Annotated in this window: 24 protein-coding genes and 1 pseudogene; 11 read left to right on the top strand and 14 right to left on the bottom strand. The window is 44.1% G+C overall.

Features of this window, described 5'->3' with window-relative positions:
* Positions 1–10: 10 nt before the first annotated feature.
* Entirely contained in the window at positions 11–454 is a 444-nt protein-coding gene (locus AC58QC_RS12270; RefSeq protein ID WP_497415423.1) for a DUF4395 domain-containing protein, read from the top strand.
* A 55-nt stretch (positions 455–509) separates the two neighbouring features.
* Here the strand turns inward: AC58QC_RS12270 and AC58QC_RS12265 are convergent, their stop codons facing one another.
* The 5 genes from AC58QC_RS12265 to AC58QC_RS12245 all read right to left on the bottom strand — a co-directional run bounded on the left by AC58QC_RS12265 (position 510) and on the right by AC58QC_RS12245 (position 3,733).
* Entirely contained in the window at positions 510–1,064 is a 555-nt protein-coding gene (locus AC58QC_RS12265; RefSeq protein ID WP_497415422.1) for a Rieske 2Fe-2S domain-containing protein, read from the bottom strand.
* 148 nt (positions 1,065–1,212) lie between these two features.
* The gene (locus AC58QC_RS12260) at positions 1,213–1,743 is read right to left on the bottom strand and encodes a GNAT family N-acetyltransferase (protein ID WP_497415421.1); all 531 of its coding nucleotides are present in this window, start codon (positions 1,741–1,743) and stop codon (positions 1,213–1,215) included.
* 1 nt (position 1,744) lies between these two features.
* A complete protein-coding gene (locus AC58QC_RS12255) occupies positions 1,745–2,146 on the bottom strand; it encodes a VOC family protein (RefSeq protein WP_497415420.1) in 402 nt (133 codons plus the stop codon).
* Positions 2,147–2,201: 55 nt separating this feature from the next.
* A complete protein-coding gene (locus AC58QC_RS12250) occupies positions 2,202–2,729 on the bottom strand; it encodes an NUDIX hydrolase (protein WP_497415419.1) in 528 nt (175 codons plus the stop codon).
* Positions 2,726–3,733: a phosphotransferase enzyme family protein gene (locus tag AC58QC_RS12245; protein ID WP_497415418.1), complete on the bottom strand. Its 1,008-nt coding sequence runs from the start codon at positions 3,731–3,733 to the stop codon at positions 2,726–2,728. The genes AC58QC_RS12250 and AC58QC_RS12245 overlap by 4 nt, the downstream gene beginning before the upstream one ends.
* A gap of 220 nt (positions 3,734–3,953) precedes the next feature.
* On the opposite strand from AC58QC_RS12245, the gene AC58QC_RS12240 reads away from it, so the two are divergent.
* Complete coding sequence (locus tag AC58QC_RS12240; protein WP_497415417.1) at positions 3,954–4,886, top strand: sigma-70 family RNA polymerase sigma factor; 933 nt, start codon at positions 3,954–3,956, stop codon at positions 4,884–4,886.
* Between the two features lie 83 nt (positions 4,887–4,969).
* Entirely contained in the window at positions 4,970–5,416 is a 447-nt protein-coding gene (locus tag AC58QC_RS12235) for a VOC family protein (protein WP_497415416.1), read from the top strand.
* Between the two features lie 329 nt (positions 5,417–5,745).
* Here AC58QC_RS12235 and AC58QC_RS12230 read toward each other — a convergent pair whose 3' ends face one another.
* Positions 5,746–6,792: a YkvI family membrane protein gene (locus AC58QC_RS12230; protein ID WP_497415415.1), complete on the bottom strand. Its 1,047-nt coding sequence runs from the start codon at positions 6,790–6,792 to the stop codon at positions 5,746–5,748.
* A gap of 278 nt (positions 6,793–7,070) precedes the next feature.
* Between AC58QC_RS12230 and katG the strand changes: the two genes are divergently transcribed.
* A complete protein-coding gene (katG, locus tag AC58QC_RS12225; protein WP_497415414.1) occupies positions 7,071–9,254 on the top strand; it encodes a catalase/peroxidase HPI in 2,184 nt (727 codons plus the stop codon).
* Between the two features lie 105 nt (positions 9,255–9,359).
* Positions 9,360–9,773 carry a Fur family transcriptional regulator gene (locus AC58QC_RS12220; RefSeq protein WP_497415413.1) on the top strand — a complete coding sequence of 138 codons (414 nt, stop codon included), beginning with the start codon at positions 9,360–9,362 and terminating at the stop codon, positions 9,771–9,773.
* Positions 9,774–9,830: 57 nt separating this feature from the next.
* Here the strand turns inward: AC58QC_RS12220 and AC58QC_RS12215 are convergent, their stop codons facing one another.
* The 5 genes from AC58QC_RS12215 to AC58QC_RS12195 all read right to left on the bottom strand — a co-directional run bounded on the left by AC58QC_RS12215 (position 9,831) and on the right by AC58QC_RS12195 (position 13,782).
* Complete coding sequence (locus AC58QC_RS12215) at positions 9,831–10,133, bottom strand: Dabb family protein (RefSeq protein ID WP_497415412.1); 303 nt, start codon at positions 10,131–10,133, stop codon at positions 9,831–9,833.
* A gap of 47 nt (positions 10,134–10,180) precedes the next feature.
* Positions 10,181–11,722, bottom strand: a complete 1,542-nt coding sequence (locus AC58QC_RS12210) for an AMP-binding protein (protein WP_497415411.1) — start codon at positions 11,720–11,722, stop codon at positions 10,181–10,183.
* Positions 11,709–12,569, bottom strand: coding sequence for an SDR family NAD(P)-dependent oxidoreductase (locus tag AC58QC_RS12205; RefSeq protein WP_497415410.1), 861 nt, complete (start codon positions 12,567–12,569; stop codon positions 11,709–11,711). The genes AC58QC_RS12210 and AC58QC_RS12205 overlap by 14 nt, the downstream gene beginning before the upstream one ends.
* A gap of 43 nt (positions 12,570–12,612) precedes the next feature.
* Complete coding sequence (locus AC58QC_RS12200) at positions 12,613–12,816, bottom strand: hypothetical protein (RefSeq protein WP_497415409.1); 204 nt, start codon at positions 12,814–12,816, stop codon at positions 12,613–12,615.
* A 105-nt stretch (positions 12,817–12,921) separates the two neighbouring features.
* Positions 12,922–13,782, bottom strand: a complete 861-nt coding sequence (locus AC58QC_RS12195; protein ID WP_497415408.1) for a metallophosphoesterase — start codon at positions 13,780–13,782, stop codon at positions 12,922–12,924.
* A gap of 153 nt (positions 13,783–13,935) precedes the next feature.
* Between AC58QC_RS12195 and AC58QC_RS12190 the strand changes: the two genes are divergently transcribed.
* Positions 13,936–16,326 (top strand): beta-propeller domain-containing protein, encoded by a 2,391-nt coding sequence (locus AC58QC_RS12190; RefSeq protein ID WP_497415407.1) that lies wholly within the window; start codon positions 13,936–13,938, stop codon positions 16,324–16,326.
* A 313-nt stretch (positions 16,327–16,639) separates the two neighbouring features.
* Here the strand turns inward: AC58QC_RS12190 and AC58QC_RS12185 are convergent, their stop codons facing one another.
* The 3 genes from AC58QC_RS12185 to AC58QC_RS12175 all read right to left on the bottom strand — a co-directional run bounded on the left by AC58QC_RS12185 (position 16,640) and on the right by AC58QC_RS12175 (position 19,612).
* Positions 16,640–17,296, bottom strand: a complete 657-nt coding sequence (locus tag AC58QC_RS12185; RefSeq protein ID WP_497415406.1) for a hypothetical protein — start codon at positions 17,294–17,296, stop codon at positions 16,640–16,642.
* 2 nt (positions 17,297–17,298) lie between these two features.
* Positions 17,299–18,570 (bottom strand): FAD-binding protein, encoded by a 1,272-nt coding sequence (locus tag AC58QC_RS12180; protein WP_497415405.1) that lies wholly within the window; start codon positions 18,568–18,570, stop codon positions 17,299–17,301.
* Between the two features lie 232 nt (positions 18,571–18,802).
* Positions 18,803–19,612 carry a transporter substrate-binding domain-containing protein gene (locus AC58QC_RS12175; RefSeq protein ID WP_497415404.1) on the bottom strand — a complete coding sequence of 270 codons (810 nt, stop codon included), beginning with the start codon at positions 19,610–19,612 and terminating at the stop codon, positions 18,803–18,805.
* Between the two features lie 158 nt (positions 19,613–19,770).
* On the opposite strand from AC58QC_RS12175, the gene AC58QC_RS12170 reads away from it, so the two are divergent.
* The 5 genes and pseudogenes from AC58QC_RS12170 to AC58QC_RS12150 all read left to right on the top strand — a co-directional run bounded on the left by AC58QC_RS12170 (position 19,771) and on the right by AC58QC_RS12150 (position 23,529).
* Complete coding sequence (locus AC58QC_RS12170; protein WP_497415552.1) at positions 19,771–20,097, top strand: ArsR/SmtB family transcription factor; 327 nt, start codon at positions 19,771–19,773, stop codon at positions 20,095–20,097.
* Between the two features lie 12 nt (positions 20,098–20,109).
* Positions 20,110–21,402 (top strand): arsenic transporter, encoded by a 1,293-nt coding sequence (locus AC58QC_RS12165; RefSeq protein ID WP_497415403.1) that lies wholly within the window; start codon positions 20,110–20,112, stop codon positions 21,400–21,402.
* Positions 21,403–21,426: 24 nt separating this feature from the next.
* Positions 21,427–21,843, top strand: a pseudogene (gene arsC / locus AC58QC_RS12160) (arsenate reductase (thioredoxin)); the annotation flags it as partial.
* Positions 21,832–22,299: a protein-tyrosine phosphatase family protein gene (locus AC58QC_RS12155; protein WP_497415551.1), complete on the top strand. Its 468-nt coding sequence runs from the start codon at positions 21,832–21,834 to the stop codon at positions 22,297–22,299. The pseudogene arsC and the gene AC58QC_RS12155, both read left to right, overlap by 12 nt.
* A gap of 369 nt (positions 22,300–22,668) precedes the next feature.
* Positions 22,669–23,529, top strand: a complete 861-nt coding sequence (locus AC58QC_RS12150) for an EcsC family protein (protein ID WP_497415402.1) — start codon at positions 22,669–22,671, stop codon at positions 23,527–23,529.
* The last annotated feature ends 267 nt before the right edge of the window (positions 23,530–23,796 follow it).

Genomic DNA, 23,796 nt, shown 5'->3' with positions numbered 1-23,796 from the left:
GAGGATGACCATGACGAACCAACTATTACGGGGCGATTACGATTGTGTAGATGAGGTTCCTTTGCATCGTGTGCGGGGTAATCAACTAGGGATTCTGCTAAGTATTCTTGTCAGTGTTCTCAGTCAACAGCTTTGGATTCTAGTCCTTCCATTGATTGTACAGCTAATTAGTCGTTCTTATGGCGTAAAATACAATCTATTTGTCCGGCTGTTATCTCCACTCTTTCCTATCAGTTCACGAACAGAAAGCCGCGAGCTGCTGCGTTTCAACAACTTGTTGGCCATTCTTTTTCTCATCGTTATCATAACGGCTTCGATTTTCAATTTCACGACACTGGCCTATCTAACACTAAGTATGCTAACCATAGCTGTCGTGCTGGCGTTATGCGGATTTTGCTTTGGATGTTTCATGTATTTTCATTGGAAGCAATATTGGGCTCGAAGACATGCTTAAGCGCACATACTGAAAACCACAACCGTCGCGGTTGTGGTTTTATTTGTTTTTACATTCACGAACGCCCCTCAGGAGCCGCTATATCCACATACACATCACCAGATATGATGAGGGGTTTATACGTTTCCAATCCCGGCAGCACGATACCGACAGCATTTCCCATCTTATCAAATTCAGCTCCGTGACAAGGACACCAAAAGAACAGCTCCTTTTTTTTACTCCGCTGCGCTTCCGTAGCAGGCTCCACCGAACAGCCTAGATGCGTGCATGCCGGTGAAAGAATGACAAGCGCGCCGCTCTCGTCTTTCGTCACATATACGAAACCTTGTTTAGGCGTTTTTACCCAAGCATCCTCGATCGTAGCGGTATAGTGAATTCTATCAAAGCCAGTCATGGCATTTAATTTCTCCAATTCGCCGATCTTAACGAAACTACTGGGAATTTCCTTAGTAGTTCCATGCGCCTGCTCATCCTGCTTTTTCCCATGGACTGCCCCGTAATAGAACAAAGCCGTATTCCCAAGTAATACGCCAGACAAACCTACAACCAATTTTCCTGATGTGCTTAAAAAGGATCTTCTGCTGATTTTGCGCGGCAAACGAACAGTCATAAGGGCGGTCAACTCCTTCATTTGAGATACTTTACCATCATTATATCTTACTAATTTTGGAAATATCTGATGCATTCATGAGTATATTGTGACCGTGACCCGAGTACTCGGAAGTGATCTTTTATATCACTGATTGAGAATCTCTGATTCATTTTTGATGTATATGATACAGAACATGTTCATTTAGAGGACTTTCCTTCTCAACTTTCGGGTGGTTGAACATTTTAACAAAACGCATACCGATGTTTATCATTACTTTTTGTGAAGGCTTATTAACATAGGCTGTGAAACTATAAACATCGTTAAAACCCAATTCGTTAAATCCATAATGTAAACAAGCTTCCGCCCCTTCGGTTGCGTAGCCTCTTCCCCATGCCTCTTTCTTCAATCGCCATCCAATTTCTATACACGGCGTAAACTCAGCCTCAAAGGTTGCCCTATGAAATCCAATAAACCCGATAAACTCCTTATTTTCTTTTACTTCCACGGCATATAACCCGAATCCACATTCTTTCAATTCAGTAATAATTGATTGATAGAACACGTTTGTTTCGTCGATCGATAAGGTTCTAGGAAAATAGGTCATAACCTGTTCATCTGCATTTAGTCGACTAAATGGCGCTAAGTCTGATTCTTCCCAGTCACGTAATTGCAATCTAGACGTTTCCACATATATCATTTTACACCTTAGGCTCAGCAGTGATCATCCATGCTACACCGAATTTATCCATAAGTTCGCCGTAAAATAAGCCAAAAGGCTGTTGTTCTATCGGATACCTCACATTACCGCCTACCGCAAGCTTCGCGAATGCTTCACTAGCTTCATTTTCGGTTTCGTACGATATACTTAGTGAGATGCCAGGACCTGGCGTAAACGGTTTAAAATTATCCGTCATGAAAATGGCATTCCCGCCGGCAACAACCATACTTAAATGCATGACTTTATCCTTAAATTCATGTTGTGCTCCCATTAACTGTTCATGCGTCATGATAGAAACAATCTCACCGCCGAGCGATTGTATGTAAAACGCTGCTTGAGACCTCGCATCCATTGATAAAAGATATGGTGTTAATTTTCCCATTTTACAATCATCCTTTCAATTATGTATTAGAAATGACTCGCGCATTGAGCAATCTTTAATTGAATAACGCTACATATTGTTTCATCTGTTCCTTGTTTTCAGTCAGATCATCAATGACTTCCGATGAAATAGCCGCCAGTTTTCCCTCTAGGTAGGTACAATGATGATGGTAGGGTGACTCTTCGTTTATGTAATTCATGACTATTGGCACATTTGCAGCGAGACCTTGATTCTTAGGGTGCATGATCCATTCCATGGATTTCCAGTCTAAAATGCTTTCCACTGTTTTCCTAGGCGTGCTGTACACGCGATCTTCCGGAATCCGTGCTTCATACAGATACATGCCCCCGAACTGCTGGTGATCTACAGTCCACGTTACCAGTCCTTTATACCGCAGTTGATAGTCAGATTCCGCTATTTCGGTCTCCTCGGTTATTTCGCGAACCATGGAGTGCCTAGGTGATTCATCCATTTCAAGCTTCCCGCCAATACCATTCCAACATCCCATCCAACTAGGGAACTCTCTGTTCAGTAATAACACATGATTGCCTTGTCTAATGAAGCAAATGTTAAATGTAATCATTTTTCCTCCAGCATGTACAATTGTAATAATTTCTGAATGCGTACACCATTTTGATTCAACCAGTGATGTCTCGTGTAGAATTGATTGAGAATGTAATTGAAGTTCTGTTTAATGTCGTTCCCCGAATAATGCTGACCCATATAAAAATGAAGTACAGCTAGATGATAAACCTGGGTTAATAAGTGAAGGTGTTCGATTTCTTGCAACGAGCATTTGCGAAATTCAGCATAGCCTCTAATGAAGGCTTCCGTCATTTCCAACGAACCATTACTCATCTGAAGCACATGATTAAGGCAAATGGCGAATTCCATAAAGCCGACATCGTAGGATGTCAAATCAAAATCCAGCACACCCCGGATCTTGTTCTCCTGAGCCAATAAGTTAAATATCAATACATCGTGATGCACCAGTTGTTTGGGCAGATCTGTTAATTGGTGCTTGTTTTTCTCCACAGAAGAAACCATTTCGCCATAGAAAGTCAGGTAATTCTCAGGTATATCAAAAGGTGGGGCTTCCATAAACGACTTTACAGCTTGATCATCGGAAAGTGGATGAATCGCATATATCTCCAAAAACGATTTCCCGCGGAATACCAGATTCCCTGTTTCATACTGATTTAGTGCAGATGAGATTTCCCCAACCACATGACCATAATCAGCAGCATGCTTGATGTCTGACAATCTAGGAACGTCTCCTTCAACAAAAGATACGATTGCACCAAGCATGCCGTTCGACAATTGTACGTATTCATCTCCAGTACGTGTACGAAGAAATACAGGTACTCGAAACGATAGATCATTTTTACTTAAAAATGACGTTATGCTGCTTTCTAGTTCAATGCCCTCTATATGTTTGGTGTATGGATTGTAGATACGAACTACAACCTTTTCTCCTTGAATCCTTATTATCTTGGTGAGGTTGGTCAAACCAAATGGAACCGACTCCATTTCATAAACCGAATCTTGAAAATAATTACGGACTAATTCATCGATGGCTTCCCGCATATGTCCCCCGTACTTTAATGAAATAAAAAAGGAGCTGCTTCCATGCAGCTCCTGATTTTTGACATTTTAATTGTATCAAAATATTACCATTTAGTTCAACCTTTACCCGTGATTCAGCTCACCTTTACCGATGTGGTATAGCAAATCAATATTCTTTCAGCGTATGCAGGAAACCACACGACACCGGATGAATATGTTAATCATTGGAAGGTGATAAACAATGATTGATGATACACATCCATCTGACCATCAACTGATAATCGATGCTCAGAGCGGCGACTTCGAAGCGTTTCGTAAGATCGTGCAACTATATTCAAACGCCCTTCTTTCAGTTGCATATAGCGTATTAGGGGACTTTCATGAAGCCCAGGATGTTACACAAGAGGCTTTCGTGAAATGTTACAATAATCTACATACATTGAAAGATCACTCTCGGCTTGGTAGTTGGCTTTACTCCATTGCTTATCGAACTAGTCTTGACTTTGTAAAAAAGAGAAAGACAATCCTTCCCCTTAACAAAACTATTGCCCAAAAATCAGACGACGTCAATTCTTGGCTTGATCAGCATGTCATTAAAGAATCCATATGGAACGCCTTGCAAACATTAGAGGATAAAAGTAAATCCGCCATTATTCTTCACTATTTAAGTGATTGGTCAATGAAAGATATCAGTCAATTTCTAACTATGTCTGTATCCGCGGTGGAAAGCCGTATTCGTCGTGCCAGGGAAACGCTTAAACTCTACCTTGCCGACGATTCCGAACTTTATTTCAGACCTTATCGACTAGGTCATGATTTTGAGCAATTGGTTTGTGAAAAAGTATTGAAAAGAATGGGACACTTCTATATCCCTGTTACAAATAAAAAACAAACAGCAGATTGGTTCGTCAGTCATTTTCACTTAGGAATCAGCATTCATGGTAATCTTCAATTGGAAATGGGTCATGAACTTTATTTGCTCGAATGCCACATACATTCTCCAACAATAATACCTATTTTAACTTTTTCAGTACCTGATATTGATAATTTATGGTCACAATTAACAACCAATGGCGTTATTACCGATCCTATTGAGACTAACAGATTGTTCGGTAAACTCTTTTCTTTTTATGACCCCGATGGAAATAAATATCATGCCGTAGAAAATACATAAAAAATGTTGCCGCATGTGACGGGTTTGACAATATGGAGTCGTCTATATATCGAAGTAATTTAACCGGAGAGGTGGAACAACCGATGGCGGAAAAAGAACTAACCGAATTACAACAACAGCAGGTATTGCAAAAACCTATTCTAAAAAGGGTTCTTTGCAACTACTTACCTGTTACAAATTTAGAGCAAGCTGCCAAATGGTATGGGGAGACTTTTGGTTTAACGGTAAGAAAACGTGAACCTGATGGAGCAATAATTATCTTAGGAGACGGACAGTGGTTGTTTCTATTAGAAACAGTTCATAAAAAAACTGCAAACTTTATCACCAACCAATGGGAGGGAGAAAACTATGAAATGTTCTCTTTAACATTTGAAGTTGAGAACATTGTTGAACTTCATAAGAGGCTTCGAGAAAATGGAGTTGATGTTGAAGCGTTAATTGACCATGATAGTTGTGGTTTGCAGTTTAAATTCAAGGACCCTGATGGAAACAAGTTCAACGTGTGGCAAGACTCAACATCTTCCAGTTGATGATAATTAGTAATTGGTACAAAGTGGCAGCTTATATTAATCCTTAGATGAGTACACTATTTATGTTTCCAATTCCTCAGATGGGTGGGCTAATGTCATGACAACACACGACCAACAACAAGAAAATCACGCTAAAGACCAAAGAGATAACAAACCAAATCATGGTAAAAGCAGAAAAAAGAAGAAATAGTAATCATGGAATTGATGATGTAGTCATCATTCATGTGGTTAACAAAAGCACAAAAAAGCCCTAGGGATTCTTTCCCTTAGGGCTTTAGTTTTATTTTCTTACCAGCATGACTAGTGCTCCTCCGACTTTTCAAATGATATTACTTACCAGGTGCAGGTCTTACGATTAGAAAAATAAGAAGAATTATCCCCATATACCCGAAAAGCGGGTACAGATAAGTTAGAAGTGATGTGAAACCAACCTGACTGATTAATAAACAGGTCAACAAGGTAGCCAGAACTACCCAATTCCGTGGAAGCGCATAGATACGCCCAATATGTCGGGTGATTCCAAACACATTACCAATAATCGTCGTTAATATTTCCCCGTAGATGACCACTATGAATAGAACATGGAAGAACCGCCCGAAATCTCGTATAATTTCAGCCATCGGAATATCAAAACTCAATATCTCTGGCATCCGTGAATGTATTGCAAAATGGCTAATTAATAGCATAACGCCAAGCCCTATGCCCCCCCATAAGCCTCCCCATTTCAATATGCTCTCATCCTTCACTTCACTACCCAATGGCACCAAAACCGCCTGAGCAAAAGCAAAATTTAATGCAACATAGGTAAAAGGACTAATGATCCATTTCAAATGGTTCGGTGACTGCTGCTCTTGCCAATTAGTAGCTTCCCCAATTCCATCTACGCCAACCACCTGGATGATCACAAGAACCATGAAAAAAAGCATCAAAGGCATCACAAGTGAATTTGCTGCCAAAATGCCATTCATTTCTTTGCTCATCACCAGATAGCTCAGTAAAATACTAATGATGATTCCAAATTGATACGGTAATCCCAGCTGCTCCTCAAAAATCGATCCAGTACCGGACATCATCACAGCGGTTACACCAAATAAGATGATAAACGTCAATGTATTGGCGACTTTCCCAAAAATATCTCCAAATAGATAATAATTGAGCTCCTGATAGGAGGAGGCCTTAAGTCTGTGGGAGAGAATCATCATCTTCGTACCAATCCATATAAAAAAGAACGTTGCAATCAATATCCCAACTCCGCCATAGGCTCCGTATATCGTGAAGAAATGCATGATGGACTGCCCCGAGGCAAATCCTGCACCAACCACAGTCCCCATGTAAGTCGCGGCGATTTGTAAAATCATACGTGTTTTAGGATTCATAGCTCCCCCATCGTCAAGCAACATCTTGTACAACTCATTGTATGTTGGGGGAGCTTGTATATGCCATCTTACAGTTTCTTGATATTTATTGAGATATAATTTTGCGTTTGTTCAATCGTGAGCTAGGTGGTTATGTCCCAATTAATTTTGCATAGATATAAGACTAGTACTCTTTAACTTTACAAAAAAAACGTTGATTTCTGTTCTGAATTGGTTTATAAATTAAATTATAATCATTATTATTTAAAAATTAATTTAAATTGATGGGAGAGGTAGAAATGAGTTCTATGGATACTGCTAACTCAGGAAAATGCCCGTTCTCGCATGGAAGCGCTACAAGTCACAAATCTAGTGGTACGACGAATAGAAACTGGTGGCCAAATCAGTTGAATTTAAACATTCTCCATCAACATGACCGCAAATCGAACCCTTTGGGCGACGATTTTGATTATGCAAAGGAATTCGAAAAATTAGACTACCAAGCGCTTAAACGGGATCTGCGTGATCTCATGACGGACAGTCAAGATTGGTGGCCAGCTGACTACGGACATTATGGTCCATTCTTCATCCGCATGGCTTGGCACTCCGCAGGCACTTATCGTACAGGTGACGGCCGCGGTGGGGCTGGAACCGGCACACAGCGTTTTGCTCCTCTTAACAGCTGGCCTGATAACGGCAACCTTGATAAAGCTCGTCGACTGCTGTGGCCGATTAAACAAAAGTATGGCAACAAAATCTCTTGGGCCGACTTGTTCATTCTAACTGGCAATGTCGCTATTGAATCGATGGGTGGCAAAACATTTGGTTTCGGCGGCGGACGTGCGGACGTGTGGCACCCCGAAGAAGACATCTACTGGGGTGTAGAAACAGAGTGGCTGGGGGATAAGCGTTATACAGGCGATCGCGAGCTTGAGAATCCGCTTGCCGCCGTTCAAATGGGACTTATCTATGTGAATCCAGAAGGTCCGAACGGTAAGCCGGATCCGCTTGCAAGTGCACGCGACATCCGCGATACCTTCAAACGGATGGGTATGAATGATGAAGAGACTGTTGCCCTCGTAGCCGGTGGACATACATTCGGCAAAGCACACGGTGCAGGTGATGCTGCGCATGTAGGTGCAGAGCCGGAAGCTGCTGCTATCGAAGCATTAGGCTTAGGTTGGCTCAGCACGCACGGCTCAGGCAAAGGTCGCGATACCATCACCAGCGGTATTGAAGGGGCTTGGACTGCAAATCCGACACAGTGGGATAATGGTTATTTTGAACTCCTATTCGGATACGAATGGACGCTTACGAAGAGCCCTGCAGGCGCGCATCAGTGGACGCCAGTAAATCCTGCTGAAGAGCATCTCGCTCCAGACGCAGAAGATGCATCCATTCGTGTTACGACGATCATGACTACCGCGGATATGGCTTTACGCGTGGATCCAGCGTATGAGAAAATTTCTCGTCGTTTTTATGAGAATCCAGAAGAATTTGCAGATGCATTTGCTCGTGCATGGTTTAAGCTCACACATCGTGACATGGGTCCTCTTCCAAGATATCTTGGGCCGGAAGTTCCTGAAGAAATTCTGATCTGGCAAGATTCTGTGCCGGCTGTTACATATGCATTAACTGATTCAGAAGTAGAAGATCTCAAAACAAAGATTCTTGACTCTGGCCTTACAGTCAGTGAACTGGTAACTGCGGCTTGGGCTTCGGCTAGCACCTTCCGTGGTACTGACATGCGCGGCGGCGCTAACGGTGCCCGCATTCGGCTTGCACCACAGAATGAATGGGAAGTGAATCAACCCGATCAACTTATCAAAGTGCTTACGATCCTAGAGGGCATTCAAGATGACCTCGTTACTGAAGTGAGCCTCGCTGATTTGATCGTGCTTGGTGGTAGCGCCGCGGTGGAAAAAGCTGCACGTGATGCAGGCTTTCATGTAACGGTTCCATTTACTCCTGGACGCGGTGATGCAACAGAAGAGCAAACCGATGCAGAAAGCTTCGCAGTGCTAGAGCCGATCGCTGATGGTTTCCGCAATTATCAGAAGAAGCAATATCGTGTAAGCTCAGCAGAGCTTCTAGTAGACAAAGCACACCTGCTGAACCTGACTGCACCGGAAATGACAGCTCTTGTTGGCGGTATGCGTGTTCTAGGTACGAACTTCGGTGGCACCAAACACGGTGTATTCACGAATCGTATAGGCACACTCACGAACGACTTCTTTATTAACTTGCTCGATATGGGCGTACAGTGGAACCCTATTGGCGGAGATGTATTTGAAGGACGCGATCGCAATACGGGTAAAGTCGTTCGTACAGCGACTACAGTTGATCTCGTGTTCGGCTCAAACTCCGTTCTGCGTGCCATTGCAGAAGTTTATGCTCAAGACGATAACAAAGAGAAGTTTGTGCGCGACTTTGTAGCTGCCTGGGTCAAGGTAATGAATGCGGATCGTTACGATCTGAAATAGAAACGTCTATACAGCAAAGAGCAGTATTTGTCGTTCAATACTGCTCTTTGCTTTCGTATTATTAAAACAGAAATTATCGAAAAAAAGACTAAGAAGGTGATCATAATGAGTAAGGATACGGTATTAGACAATATGAAAGAAGTAGGGCTACGTCTTACTCCCCAGCGTATTCATATCGTCGAACTCCTATTCGAATTGTCCCATCCAACAGCGGATCGGATTTATTCCATGATGACCGAGAAATTTCCTTATGTCAGTCAAGCTACAGTCTATAACACGCTCAAAAAGCTGAAAGAGATCGGAGTCGTCAAAGAACTCACGCATGGCGACAAGTCAAGTAACTTTGAATTAAACGAAACGGAACACTGGCATTTTAATTGTAAGGTTTGCGGTGAGATCTACGATGTGGAGCCTAATGAAACCGATGCGCTGATGGCAGTCGGTACACATAGCGGTTCGTTCCAGGTCGAAAGCTACAAGGTAGAGTTTTATGGCGTATGTGCGAAATGCAAGTCTTAAAACAGTGAGCACATAGCAAAGGCTACCGATCTAAGTCGGCAGCCTCGTACTGGTTGCTTAAACCTTTGGATAATCAACAACAATAACATCTTCCAGAATTCCATCCAGCGATTTAACAAATTCCTGATGAACCGGATGCGGACCATAGGAACGTAAGGACGCAAGGTCTTCGAAAGTAACCCGTAACCCAAGCGTGTAGCCCTTTATATTTTGTGTTTCCTCCGTTACGTTGATGCCTGCACTTATATCACATATCCCGGGAATACGATCCCGAAATGCGAGCAATTGTTCCAGCAATTCCTGCTGTTTGATTGGCGTGATGTTGCTATTGAACTTGAATATAACGAGATGTTCGTACATGGCTCCATTGCTCCTTTTTTTGGGGGATTATTTCTATATATAAAAGCCTAATTCAGCACTTTTCTATCCAATTTACCTAAGGTTGTATATGGAATTTCGTCAACGAAGATGATTTCTTTGGGCAACTGGAATCGTGCCAATCTGGTGCGCAGCCATTCCAACAGCTCCTCCGTTGTTATTTTCGCATCAGGAGCCAAAAGGACAAAAGCTTTCAACCGCTGTCCAAAATGCTCATCCGAAATCCCGATGACGGCTGCATCCTCTACGAAAGGGTGAGTCCGCACAATTTGTTCCACTTCCAAAGGATAGACATTTTCCCCGGCTGAGACAATCATACTGTCCGCTCTCCCACAGTAATAATAATAGCCCTTCTCATCACGATAGCCCAAATCACCGGTTTCGATCCAGGTATTAGCCTTGTTTCTCATAGACCATTTGTTATTAATACAAAATTTACCTATACTGCCGACTTCGACGTCTTTCTTCTGATCATCCATGACTTTAAAATGGACGCCCTTAATCTTCCTGCCGATCGTATGTGCAGAGTAGGTCAAATCCTGTGGTGAAGCGATGATATTCAGGCCCGCTTCCGAAGTACCAAACAGATTGTACAACACTTCTCCCAATTGACTCTTCGTTTCTCTGACCAGTTTGGGATTGAGCTCTGCACCTCCTGAAGCTATGCAAGAAAGTGATTTCAAATCGTCCGGATTGGTTTTTAACATTTTATGTAACATTAAGGGAACAACCGTTATGATATCAACCTGATGCTTCCGTATCAACCGGCATGCTTTCTCTGCATCGAATCCACGATGAATAACGACTTTTTTGCCTAAAGCGCAGAATAAGAGCAGCACAGCTACGCCATAACCATGATAAATGGGGGTCGCAATATACGCAGTATGTTTTTCCGGAATTTTTAGTCGTGTAAGGAATGCCGTAAAAGGATCCAAATAATTGAATAGCGAGGGTTTATGTGCCGCTTCTTTGGCGTTTCCTGTGGTCCCGCCGGTCAGCAGAACTAGTTTCCCGGAGGAAGCTCGTCGTTGTTTGTGTGTTTGTTTTTCGTGATTGTTTGTAAAAAGTATGTTATTTATTGCTGGCAAGGAATCGTGATAACTCAACAATTTGGCATTCGTATACGTAGTTTGCTCAAGCAAGGAGCCTAGCTCTTCATCATATATCAATAGATCTAACTCTTTACGCGCCAGAATTGTTTGCAATTGCCCCTTGCTCATTTCTGCATTCAGTAAATAACTATCCGCCCCCGTTACAGAAACCGCATAAATGGCCTTCACCAAAGAAGCATGATTCTTGCACAAAAAGCCCACCTTCATGCCGCACCCAAGTTGATACCTCATTCTCAATAAGGTCGCTAACTCATCGGATTGTGCAAACAATTGGTTGTAAGTTAAGGTTTCCTGCTCATCTACTAAAGCGATTTTGTCCCCGTAACTTCTAGCTGCAAAATGCAGCAGAGTCATCAGATTGATGCCTGAGGTATAGATGGCGGAAGCTAACCGGAACAACGCAAACAGCGAGAGCAGTCTAATTGTGTATAACACATAGATCAGTTTATACATTCTCATGGCCATTATCCCTTTTCCGCAGCATGCTTGGCATGGCATTGTCCCAGTATCTTCTTAAAATAACGGAAGCGAGTTGTCCGAAGATCAACCACCACGGTTTGAATGTGTGCCTTCGGGTATAGATCGCCTTCCCTATCATCTTAGCAACCTGCTGAGGATTCATGGCAGGCATTTTGCGATACGCAGCGGTTGGCAGAATCATGGGTGTCCTAACGAGTGGAAGGTAAATAGAGGTCGTGGAGATCCCCATCCTGTTCAGCTCGGGAGCGGCCGAACGAAACCAGGTATCGAAGGCTGACTTCGAAGCCTGATACGCAGCCCAATGCGGCAAAGGGAGCAGCATGGCATTGATCGTCGAGACATTGATGACGTGGCCTTGGCTTTTTTCAAGAAGTGGCACGGTAGACAGCAGCAGTTGAACTGGGGCAAAATAATTGATCGCCATGGTGCGCGTAAAATCGTGATAGCGGTCCAATGACTGCCTTATTGAACGCTTGATCGAATGGCCCGCATTGCTAACAACGATATCCAACCCATCTGGAAGCTGATGGAGAAAGGTCAGCAATCCCTCCATGTCCTTCTCATTTCGAAGATCCGCAGGGAACACACGAACTCGGGCTGCTTTCGTTTCGATTTCACTTTGCATAGCTAAGAGCTTGTCCTCACGTCTAGCCACCAAGATCAGATGAACCTGCATGTCAGAAAGTAGATACGCGAGCTGTTCGCCTATTCCGGAACTGGCACCCGTTATAAGCACCGTCTTTCCTTCTAGCTGCTTCTCCAGCTTCTGTTTATTCAAAAACGTAGGAGGAAATAGAAGATTTTCGAGTAGGCTGTACGTTTGCATTTGGACTCCTTTCTAGCCTGAAGGAAAAGCCGCTTCGAAACATTCATTTCTTTTGTCTTGTAAGTAAAATAGCAGTAAGCAAGGACATTTGAATAGAAATTACGATACATAAAACAATTATTGTGCCTTCATCACCTACAGGGTCTAACATACCACTTAAAACTAGACTGGCTATGAATGATAATATAATCAGTCCTAAGAAAATCGCCACGAATTTTACGATTTGCTCATTTCGATAGTTTGGCATGAAACCACAACCTTCCATAACTTTTGTGTTACTTATGCCCGAAGAACTCGCTAATCAAAAGCCGTCCCCTAAGGTCAAATAACCTATTAGGACGGCCCATTTCATTCAAACCAACGTAAACACCGTTATCTCAGGTCGGCACATGAACCGAATGGGTTGCACCGACACACCGATTCCTCGATTCGTATAAAGGGTAAGTGACTTATTAGTCCCTACATGATACAGTCCGGCCGGATATTTGACGCCATAAGGCACGGAAGCCAACGGTCCGATGAACGGGAGTCTAACTTGACCACCGTGGGAATGTCCTGAGAGCTGCAAATGGATGGCTTCTTCGGAAGCAATATCGGCAAAGTCTGGTGCATGGGATAACAGGAGCACCCACTCTTCTTTTTTTACCGACTTCATAGCTGCTTTAAGATCAGGAACACCCTCCCACATATCCTCTATGCCAGCGATCCAAATGGATTGGTTGCCTTTCTGTATCCGCACCCCCTTATTACGCAGGCAGTGAAATCCACCACCCTCTAGAACGTCCGCTACTTCTTCCACATCTCCATAGTAATCATGATTGCCGAGCACAGCATAGCAGCCGTTAGTCGCTGTGATCGTACGCAATACATCTCGAATTGCTTGACCAGATGGACCAATCGCATAATCGACGAGATCGCCAGTAAAGCATACGATGTCTGGTTTTTCCGCCTGAATGACCAGAGCTACGTTAGTCAATTGTTTGACATCTAAATGGAAACCAAAATGCAGATCACTGAATTGCACCACACGCAATCCCTTGAATGCCTCCGGCAGTGTAGGAAATGACAGCGAAACACGCTCAACTTGCAACCAGCGGGGCTCCACCCACGTGGCATAGCCATAACTTAAAGGGGGGACTGCCAGTAAACCACCGCCCAGCAGCAGACCCTTCTTCAAAAAGGAACGACGACTCATTTTTTCCATGTTTTTCATAGAACTATCATATATCAAAATGGGTACATATCGCTATTTTCAACGATGCAAAAATATTTTAAAATGTGTGAAACAAATTCACCATTTCATCCGTTAAGTGGGTACAGATAAAAATAATGGAAATGAAAACTAACTAAGCAAAGGATGAGATAGATGAAGAAAAAGGGTTGGGCCGCCGGCCTCCTGCTTACCGCGATAATCTTAACATCCGCTTTTACTCCTGTGACTACGAATGCTGGTCAGGAGACTGTGGTCAAGCTCGATGGCCGGCCGATCGCTTTCTCGATGCAGCCTCGCATGATGGACGGAATTCTAATGGCTTCGGTTCGGGATCTTGCAAACGCTTTAGATATGGTCGTGACGTGGCAAGGAGCTGAACGTACTGCGGTGATTACTGGCAATGGATACGAGCTAAAATTGCCGATGAATTCGGAATATGCGTACGTAAACGGAAAAGCAACCACCATGTCAGGCATAACGCAAATCGTGGACGACTCTCTTTACGTACCGCTTCGTTTCTTCATGGAAAGCGCCAATCTTGTTGTCCGCTGGGACTCAGCAACTAGCTCTGTGAGCATTACGAAGCAAGCTGACAGCTTGCCGGTTGTCGGAACCTTTGACCACTTGGTCACCTTGTTGACGCAGAATGGACCCAACTATCAGAGTACAGATGGCAAGATGGTCAATGAATTCAAAAAAGAATCCCTGAGTACCTCCTCCGCTCCCGCTACAGCCGTAAGTGCAGGTGTCGCAGTCCAGGATTCAGCCAAGTCAGTGTCACCCGAATACTCTAGCACGAATGTGCAAGTCCAAGGCGTGGATGAATCCGATGTCGTCAAGTCAGATGGAACGTACATCTACACCGTGAATAAGCAGCGTATTGTCGTCACGGAGGCCTATCCAGCTGACCAGATGAAAGTGATGAGTATCCTTGATTTCCCGAAAACGCAAGACACACAGTTCCAACCAAGTGAAATCTACGTTGACGACAAGCATCTCATCGTGCTGGGTCATTCTTATCAGAACTTCAAACCAGTGCCTTACAATGATTTACCAAGCATCGGCATCTCAGAAAGGAAAATGATTTTACCGATCCGATCGCAGGCAACGACGAAGGTCATGATTTACGATCTCACAGACCGGAGTAACCTGAAGCTTGTGAAAGACGCTGAGCTTGAAGGAAACTACATGTCTTCTCGCAAAATCGGATCATCGCTCTATTTTATCGCCAATAAATATGTCAATTACTATCAATACCGGGAGATGACGGATAAGGCAGCAGCTCAAAAAGAACTAGCCCCTGCTTATCGAGATTCCTCGGCCGGTGATTCCTTCACTTCGATTCCGTTGGATCGGATTTATTATTTGCCCAAAGCCCTAGAGCCTAACTATGTGCTCATCGGAGGCATAAATCTGAATGATTTGGCACAGACGATGGATGTCACTTCGTACCTCGGATCGGGGCAGAACGTGTACGCTTCTGAAGAGAACTTATATGTGGCGGCTACCAGCTATGAACAAATGCGTTTTCAACCGATGCCTATAGACTCTTCAGTTCCAGGTATACGCGTTGGTGAGCCCAATGGAGCTAGTCCGCCTGTTGAAGCTCCAAAGCAGGAAACGATCGTTTATCAATTCGGGCTGAACACCGGAAAAGCCGTGTACAAGAATACCGGGAAGGTACCTGGACATCTACTGAATCAATTCTCCATGGATGAGCACAATGGTCACCTTCGTCTTGCTACGACAACAGATATAGGATTGTGGAAAAACCACGTTTACATTCTGGACGCGAGCCTGAAGGAAGTAGGCAAGATCGAGAACATTGCTCCAGGTGAGCGCATCTACTCCACCCGCTTCATGGGCGACCGGGCTTACATGGTTACTTTTAAAAACACCGATCCGCTATTTGTCATGGATTTAAAAGACCCTGTTGCGCCAAAATTATTAGGGGCATTAAAGATTCCTGGCTACAGCAATTATCTTCATCCGTATGATGAAAATCATATTATTGGCTTCGGGAAAGATACGATCGAGGTCGATACCAAAGGATCACAATCCATCGCCTATTACCAAGGCATGAAAGTGGCGCTATTCGATGTTTCCGATGTGAACAATCCGAAGGAGAAATTCAAGGAATTGATTGGGGATCGAGGAACCGATTCCGAGCTGCTGAATAATCACCGTGCGTTGCTATTCTCCAAGGAGAAGAATTTGCTTTCCTTCCCCGTTAACGTGATGAAAATCGATCCGAATCAGGCGTCAAGCAATCCGAAGAATTCGGCAGCCGCTTACGGAAGCTTTGATTTCCAGGGGGCATACGTTTACAACCTTGATTTGGAAAAAGGCTTCCAGTTCCGCGGAGGCATTACGCATCTCACGCAAGATGAGCTGCAAAAAGCTGGCCAACACTTCTATGCCGGCGACAAACAGGTGCAGCGCGTTCTCTATATCGGCGATACGCTGTATACCGTCTCGAACGGATTAATTAAAGCGAACGACCTCAATACGCTACAGGAAAAGAATACGGTGGTCATTCCGTAACACCAAACAGATGCTGAATGACTGGCGCTAGGCCGGGTTCAACTTCTGTAACGTTGTTTTTCATCGTTACAGCGGCTGAATGACCGGCGCTAGGCCGGGTTCACCTCTGTAACGTTGTTTTTCATCGTTACAGCGGCTGAATGACCGGCGTTAGGCCGGATTCACCTCTGTAACGTTGTTTTTCATCGTTACAGAGGCTGAATGACCGGCCCTAGGCCGGGTTCAACTTCTGTAACGTTGTTTTTCATCGTTACAGAGTAAAAAAGCCTCGATTCCTATTAAGGATCGGGGCTTCTTTGCTTCTTCTAACTCTTTATATGACCAAAACAGTTTTCAAAAAGGCAGCCAACGAGTCGAGTTGATTCCCAACGGAACGATTGGTTTGCTTCGCGGCAGCCTGTGCGGCTGGCACCATCGAAAGTTGGGCAGCAACCACATGCTTCGTTGGGTTTTCCTCCAGCAGTTGGATCAATCCTTGGGAGACAGCTTGAATGTACTCACTTTTTTTACCTTGCATGATGAGCTCAAAAGTATTCTCCAGAAGAGAAGGCTCAACATCAATCGCTTTCCCTTTCCGGTTAGCGAAGGCTGCTAATTGATTCGTCGTTCCTTGAACGGTGTTCGGATTCGTAAAGGCAACAATCGCAGGCTGATTCAGCTGACAGATATCTTCGAACAGAGGATCATCAATTTTGATGATCGGAATGGGATAACGATGAACTTCTTCATCGTAAATAGCTGTATAAAAAGTGCATGTAATTAAAATCGCGTCCACATGGCAATTGGCTATCCAATCCAGAGTATCAAGTACCTTCTTTTGGGCGGTTTCTGCCCCAAAATCAGTATCCTTTTTGATACGATCCAGACCTGGATCGACAAAATGGATTAATTCTACATCCAAGCTGCCTAATGCATGTTCAATGTGTTCAATATTCGAATAATGGGCATGAAAGCATCCGATTCTTTTCATAGCTAGTCCCCTATAATGTACGTTTTCAAGAAAGTATTGCGGAACTTTCCATGTGGGTCACATTCACGGACCAGTTGCTGAAAGTCGGGCAACTTCTCGTAGCGTGACTGCAGTTTGGCCGGTGACATCGTAAACAGCTTGCCCCAATGTGGTCGAGCTTGGAAGGGCTCAAGATGCTTTTCAATGATGGGCAGGACCTGACTAACAGCCTCCCAATTCGGTTTCCACGTAAAATGGATAGCAACTGACTTCTGTTTATAGCAAGGACTCATCCACAAATCGTCTTCTTCAATTGTACGTACCTCAGAAACATAGAGAAGTGGCGATATCAGCTCCTTGATGCTGTCCAGCGCAGATAAGGCTTCGTAGGCATGGTGACGGGGCACAAAATACTCGCTCTGTAACTCCTCCCCAGCACTTGGGGTGAAATCCATCCGAAAGTGCGGCATCCGTTCATGCCATGGTCCTGGGATCCCCATCTGTTCACTGCAATTCTCGGATGTGTGGCCTGGCACCGGATGGCGATGCATATCGGCTAGCCTTGCTCCAAAGAACTCTGGTTCCACCTGCTCGGTGGCGGAGATATGATCCCCTATTTTTCGCTTTACCCACACTTGATTGAACGAAGATTCCTTCCAGTCTGTGAACAGGCTGACACTATAGCTACTAGAGAAAATTCCGTCAAAGTGCTCTTCAAGCTGCGCCAGTGCCAGATTGTCGTAGACATATTGATTCATCTGAAAGGAGGGGACGACATTCAATGTCATTTTCGTGACTACCCCTAGTCCGCCAAGTCCAACGGCTGCTCCAGCTATGATTCCGTCTTGATGCTCGCGGGAGAACAGGGCGATACTCCCATCCGCTTTGACGACTTCCATAGCATGAATCGCTGTCGCCAGATTGCCGTTCCGATCACCTGAACCGTGTGTGGCGGTTGCGCATGCACCTGCAACAGTAATGTGAGGCAAGGAAGCCAAATTGTGCAGCGCATATCCATTCGCTTGAAGATATTGGCCTAGCTCGCCATAGCGAATGCCAGCTTCAACTGTTACTTTATTATTCGTTCGGTCCAGCGAGATCACGCGATTCAGGTTCTGAAGAGAGATTAAGCTTTCCGTACAGTCGGCGATGCCATTAAACGAATGTCGCGTGCCAAGCACCTTGATTTGGCTGCTGCAAGCCACCAAAGCTTGTACTTCTTCCACGTTCGTGGGAACATGGAATTTCGCGGCGGAGTACGTATAATTTCCTGCCCAGTTTCGATTATTCATCATCAAGATATCACTCCCATCGCGACTATTTGACTCTGACTTCATATTGAAACATTTTAACATATCCAACTATCGAAAGCCTCAATCTCTTCCCCCCAAGGTTAATATATATTGTACAAAACAAAAGGATGGCCTCTCCCCTTCAGGAGAAGTCATCCTTCCTTTATTCCAACTATTCCGATTATGGCTTAACAATAATTTTGATGGCGTTATTCTCTTTATTGTTGAATAATGCTTACGATTCATGTAGTAAGTCATGTTCCACTTCTTTTTTAATTTTATTTGGCATCATTTTCGGTTTACTACTGAACCACTTTGTATACAAGTCTTCATACGTTCCATCTTTGGATACGGATTGGATCGCTTCGTTGATCCTGCCGATGTACTTGTTTTTCTTTTTAGCTAGTATAGCAAGGCTATCTTTTTTGAACGGCTCTCCTACGATTTTCACTTTTCCTTGCGTTGTGTTTTTGATAAAGTCCTGCGCATTGCGTTCTTCAACGATAACTGCATCGACGGTATGGTTGTTTAACTCACTGTAGGCATCGGCAATTTGGGAATAACTACGGATTTTCACCCCTGGAATTTCACTTGCATAGTAATACCCCGCTGATCCATTTTCGGTTGCAATCGCTTTTTGAGCCAAGTCCTCTTTCCCTTTGATAGCCGCGTTCTCTGAAGCAGTAAGAATCACTAAGTTCGTTTGAAAATAAGGATCGGAATAGTCAAGATCATTACTGCGTGCATCCGAAATTGTCTTCCCAGCAATGGCCAAATCAATATCGCCGGACCTTAATCCTTTATTCAATTCACCCATTTCCATTGGAATCAACTCATATTGAAGTTTGGACTTTTTGGCGATCGCTTGCCATAACTCCACCTCAAAGCCCTTCTTTTCTCCCCCGTCAATAAACGTATAGGGACGGAAGTTTTGCTCAATACCGACTTTGACCGTTTTATTCTGCGTGCATCCTGAAGCAATCAGGGCTGCCATCAGGGTGATCAACAGGACAACTCCTCGTTTGTATATAACGCCATCATTCATTGGATTAATGCCCTCCTCATTAGGTAAACATAGGTATTATTTGTAAATGTTATGGCAGTTATGCAATTTCTTCTACAGGCTTATGAACTTTACAATTTCTTGACTTTTAAATATAAGTGAATGATTATATAATGATTCAAAGTACATAAAGGAGAGTGATTGGCGTGGAAATCGGGAAGTTATCCGATGTTTTCAAGCTGTTGGGAGATAAAATGAGACTCACGATACTTTCACTTCTCAAAGAGCGTGAACTTTGTGTGTATGAAATTGTTGAGATCTTGCAAACGAGCCAACCGAATGTAAGCCAACATATGCGTAAGCTCAAAGACGGCGGTCTCGTAAAAGAAACCAAAAAGGGACAATGGGTATTTTATTCGTTAAACATCAGCGATAAGCCCTTCTTACAAGAGCTATTTCAACACTTACCTTCCCAAAAAGAAAAGGTGGATGCGACTTCTTGTGAAAAGCTACATTGTTGCGACTAATAGGAGGAACCTATGGCAGTTCTAGCAGTCTTCATCTTCTTACTTACCCTAACATTTGTGATTTGGCAGCCCCGAGGGTTAAATATTGGTTGGTCCGCTTCGGCGGGTGCCCTGCTGGCACTCATTTGCCAAGTTGTTTCTCTACATGACGTCGTGACAGTGACTGGCATCGTATGGAACGCGACATTGGCTTTTGTGGCCATCATCTTGATCTCCCTTATCCTTGATGGGATCGGTTTCTTTGAATGGTGCGCTCTGCACATGGCACGCATGGCCAAAGGTAACGGAAAAGCGCTATTCATTTATGTCATCCTGCTTGGCGCAGCTGTTGCAGCTCTTTTTGCGAATGACGGAGCAGCGCTGATCCTAACACCCATTGTTCTGGCGATGGTTCGAGCTCTGAAATTCCCAGATCGAATGATTCTTCCCTTCATTATGGCAAGTGGTTTTATTGCAGATACAACCTCACTTCCACTGGTTGTCAGTAATTTGGTAAACATCGTCTCAGCTGATTTCTTTGGTATTGATTTTGTCTCCTATGCAAGCCGAATGTTCGTCACGAGTTTGGTTTCATTAGGTGCCAGCTTGCTTGTTCTCTTCCTATTTTTCCAAAAAGACATTCCAAGAAATTACGATATAGCTCATCTGAGGCGTCCATCCGAAGCAATCAAGGATATCCAGCTTTTCCGATTATCTTGGGTGATACTTGGTGCTCTGTTAGTTGCTTACCTGATTAGTGGCTTTGTTGAGATCCCTGTTTCCATCATTGCCGGTATCGCGGCGCTAGTGTTCATTCTTATTGCTCGATCTAGCAAGGTTATTGTAACTAAACGAGTAATAAAAGAGGCACCGTGGGCTGTTGTGATTTTTTCGATCGGTATGTATGTCGTGGTTTATGGTTTGAAAAATGCCGGTCTGACCGATACTCTAGGAAACTTGATCGAGCAACTATCTGATCACGGATTGTTTGTTGCCACGGTGGGAATGGGATTTCTAGCCGCTATTCTCTCCTCGGTTATGAATAACATGCCGACGGTCATGATCAATGCGCTTGCTATCCAAGGCACTGGGACAGAGGGGATTATCCGTGAAGCTTTGATTTACGCCAATGTGATTGGATCCGATTTAGGTCCTAAAATCACGCCAATTGGCTCACTGGCCACTTTGTTATGGCTTCATGTTCTCTCTACCAAAGGTGTGAAAATAACATGGGGTTATTATTTCAGAATAGGTATTATCCTTACCGTTCCAACATTACTTCTCACACTTATAGGTTTGTACCTATGGTTAAGCGTAATCACATAAATCAATCTTAAGGAGATGTTCCACATGGACAAAAAATTAGTTTATTTTCTATGTACTGGTAACTCCTGCCGCAGCCAGATCGCGGATGGGTTTCTGAAAGCTTTAGGCAGTGAGAAATATGAAGTGAAAAGCGCTGGCCTGGAAGCACACGGATTGAACCCAAGAGCAGTTGCAACGATGCAAGAAGCTGGTATCGATATCTCGAATAACACATCTGACGTGATAGATCCTGTTCTTTTAAGCCAAGCCGATTACATCATTACGTTGTGTGGTCATGCCAACGATAACTGCCCTGTTGTGCTTAACGATAAGGCTGAAAGATGGCACTGGGGCTTCGATGACCCTGCTAAAGCAACCGGAACGGAAGAAGAAATTGCAGCTAAATTCCGTGAAGTAAGAGATGCTATTAAGCTGCGGATTGAGCAATTCTTGGTAGAAGGCACGCACGCTGGTGAGGTCAAAAGACATAAAAACTACCAAGCCTTAGTCGAGGATCGGATTTATTTTGGCGGAGCTGCGGACGTTGAGGATATGGTTAAAAATGAAGGCGTTGAAGTCATCATAGATTTACGCGCAGAAGCAACGGAGTGTGCTTATCCGACTGGCAACGCCCAATGGATTCAAGTCGCTCTTGGAGACAATGCGGCGGGACCGCAAGACCAATTGTTTCAACAAGCCATTAATCACGTGGTTGAAGCCTACCAAAGCGGTAAAAAAGTCGGGTTTCACTGTGCTGGCGGCGGAGGCAGAACCGGCGCTGTCGCAGTTGGCACCTTGATTACATTAGGCAAGAGTCAGACGATCGAAGAAGCTGAAGCCCTGGCCAAAAGCATTCGCGCCAAGGTCAATATTAAGCCAGCTCAACGCGAGGCGATTGAAAAATTGTTTAACATATAAAATAAAAGAAACCAGCCAAACCTGAACTATACCCCAATTGTTAGACACCATCTAACTATTGGAGGTGCAGTTCAGGGAAAGCTGGTTTTCTTAGGATCATGTGCTACGTATTCCTATTGCTTTTACAACAGTTAGTCGATTCTTTCGACTAACTCCACCCGTAGTGCTAAACAGCAGGAATGCTACTTTCACCTCCACGCTATATCACTCTAGGATATTTCCACTATCGCTTAATCGGAATTACTATACGTACTGTCGTTCCGACACCCAGTTTCTAGGTAATGCAAAATAACTTTGTTGCTTAGTAAGTTACCTTGCATCCAAATGCGAATACTTACGTATACGATGTAGAAAGGAGTTGTGCACAGCATGAATGATCTTGAACGCAATCACCATCCGGAAACAAGAAATGAGCTGCAACAAGCCCTTCATGAGATAGAAGCCTGGGAAGCTGAACAGAAAGATCTTTGGTTTTGGGAAAAGCTTGGACGGCTGCCTTTCCAGGTGCTGGACAAATTAACACCGAAGTTTTTGAACAAAAAAATAGGCGAAGCCTTGGACGAGCTCGGTAATTATTTGCAAGCAGGAGGGCGCTATCTGATTTCTGAGAAGGGAACCTTGCGGCATGTTGAAGAAGTGTTTGAGCGCAATAGGGGTGAGCGAGCAGATCTTACTGAGGGGCTTACGATTGCATCCGTGGGAACATTGCCGCTTCAAGTACTGGATCAAACCGCAGACGAGATTGTCCTAAATCGTTCTAAAATCGCTACCCTGCAAGGTGCAACCACAGGCATTGGCGGCATTCTGACGCTTGCTATCGATATTCCGGCCATCCTTGGTCTGTCTTTGAAAACCATTCAGGAAATTGCCATCTGCTATGGCTATGATCCCAAAGACAAGCAGGAGCGGATCTTCACGATCAAAGTCCTTCAATTCTCATCCTCCGACATTGTCGGCAAAAAGGCCATTCTCGAAGAGCTGGCCAACTACGCTTCTGCGGATAAGAAAAATGTGCAGTTGATCTCGCAGCTTCAGGGCTGGCGGGAGGTATTCGCCACGTACCGCGATAATTGGGGGTGGAAGAAACTCTTCCAGCTGATCCCGATCGCGGGAATTCTCTTCGGCGCTTGGATCAATCGCGGCACGCTGAAGGATGTCGGCGAAGCTGCGAAAATGCTGTATCGCAAGCGGCGCATTCTGGAACGTTTGCACGCCCAAGTGGATGGCTAGCTGAAACCATCCCGTACTCTTGCCGTATTAAGGAGTAAACCGCGAAAGGAGGAATGAAAGGTGATCAAATATTTACTACGTAAACTATTTGGATCTCTTCTCCATTCCAGACGAGGCCGACACTACGGACATAGCAGCTCTAATCACAGAGTACATGTGACTCGACGCTACTCTTCGAGTCACCGTGGAGGATACGGACACAGTCATCAAGGACAGGGTTATTATAAAAATAGAGGTAGAAGCTCCAGCTAATTCAAAGCCGCGAAA

The sequence above is a fragment of the Paenibacillus sp. J22P51 genome (assembly GCF_059692215.1).
This window is presented reverse-complemented; position numbering and strand designations above follow the sequence as displayed.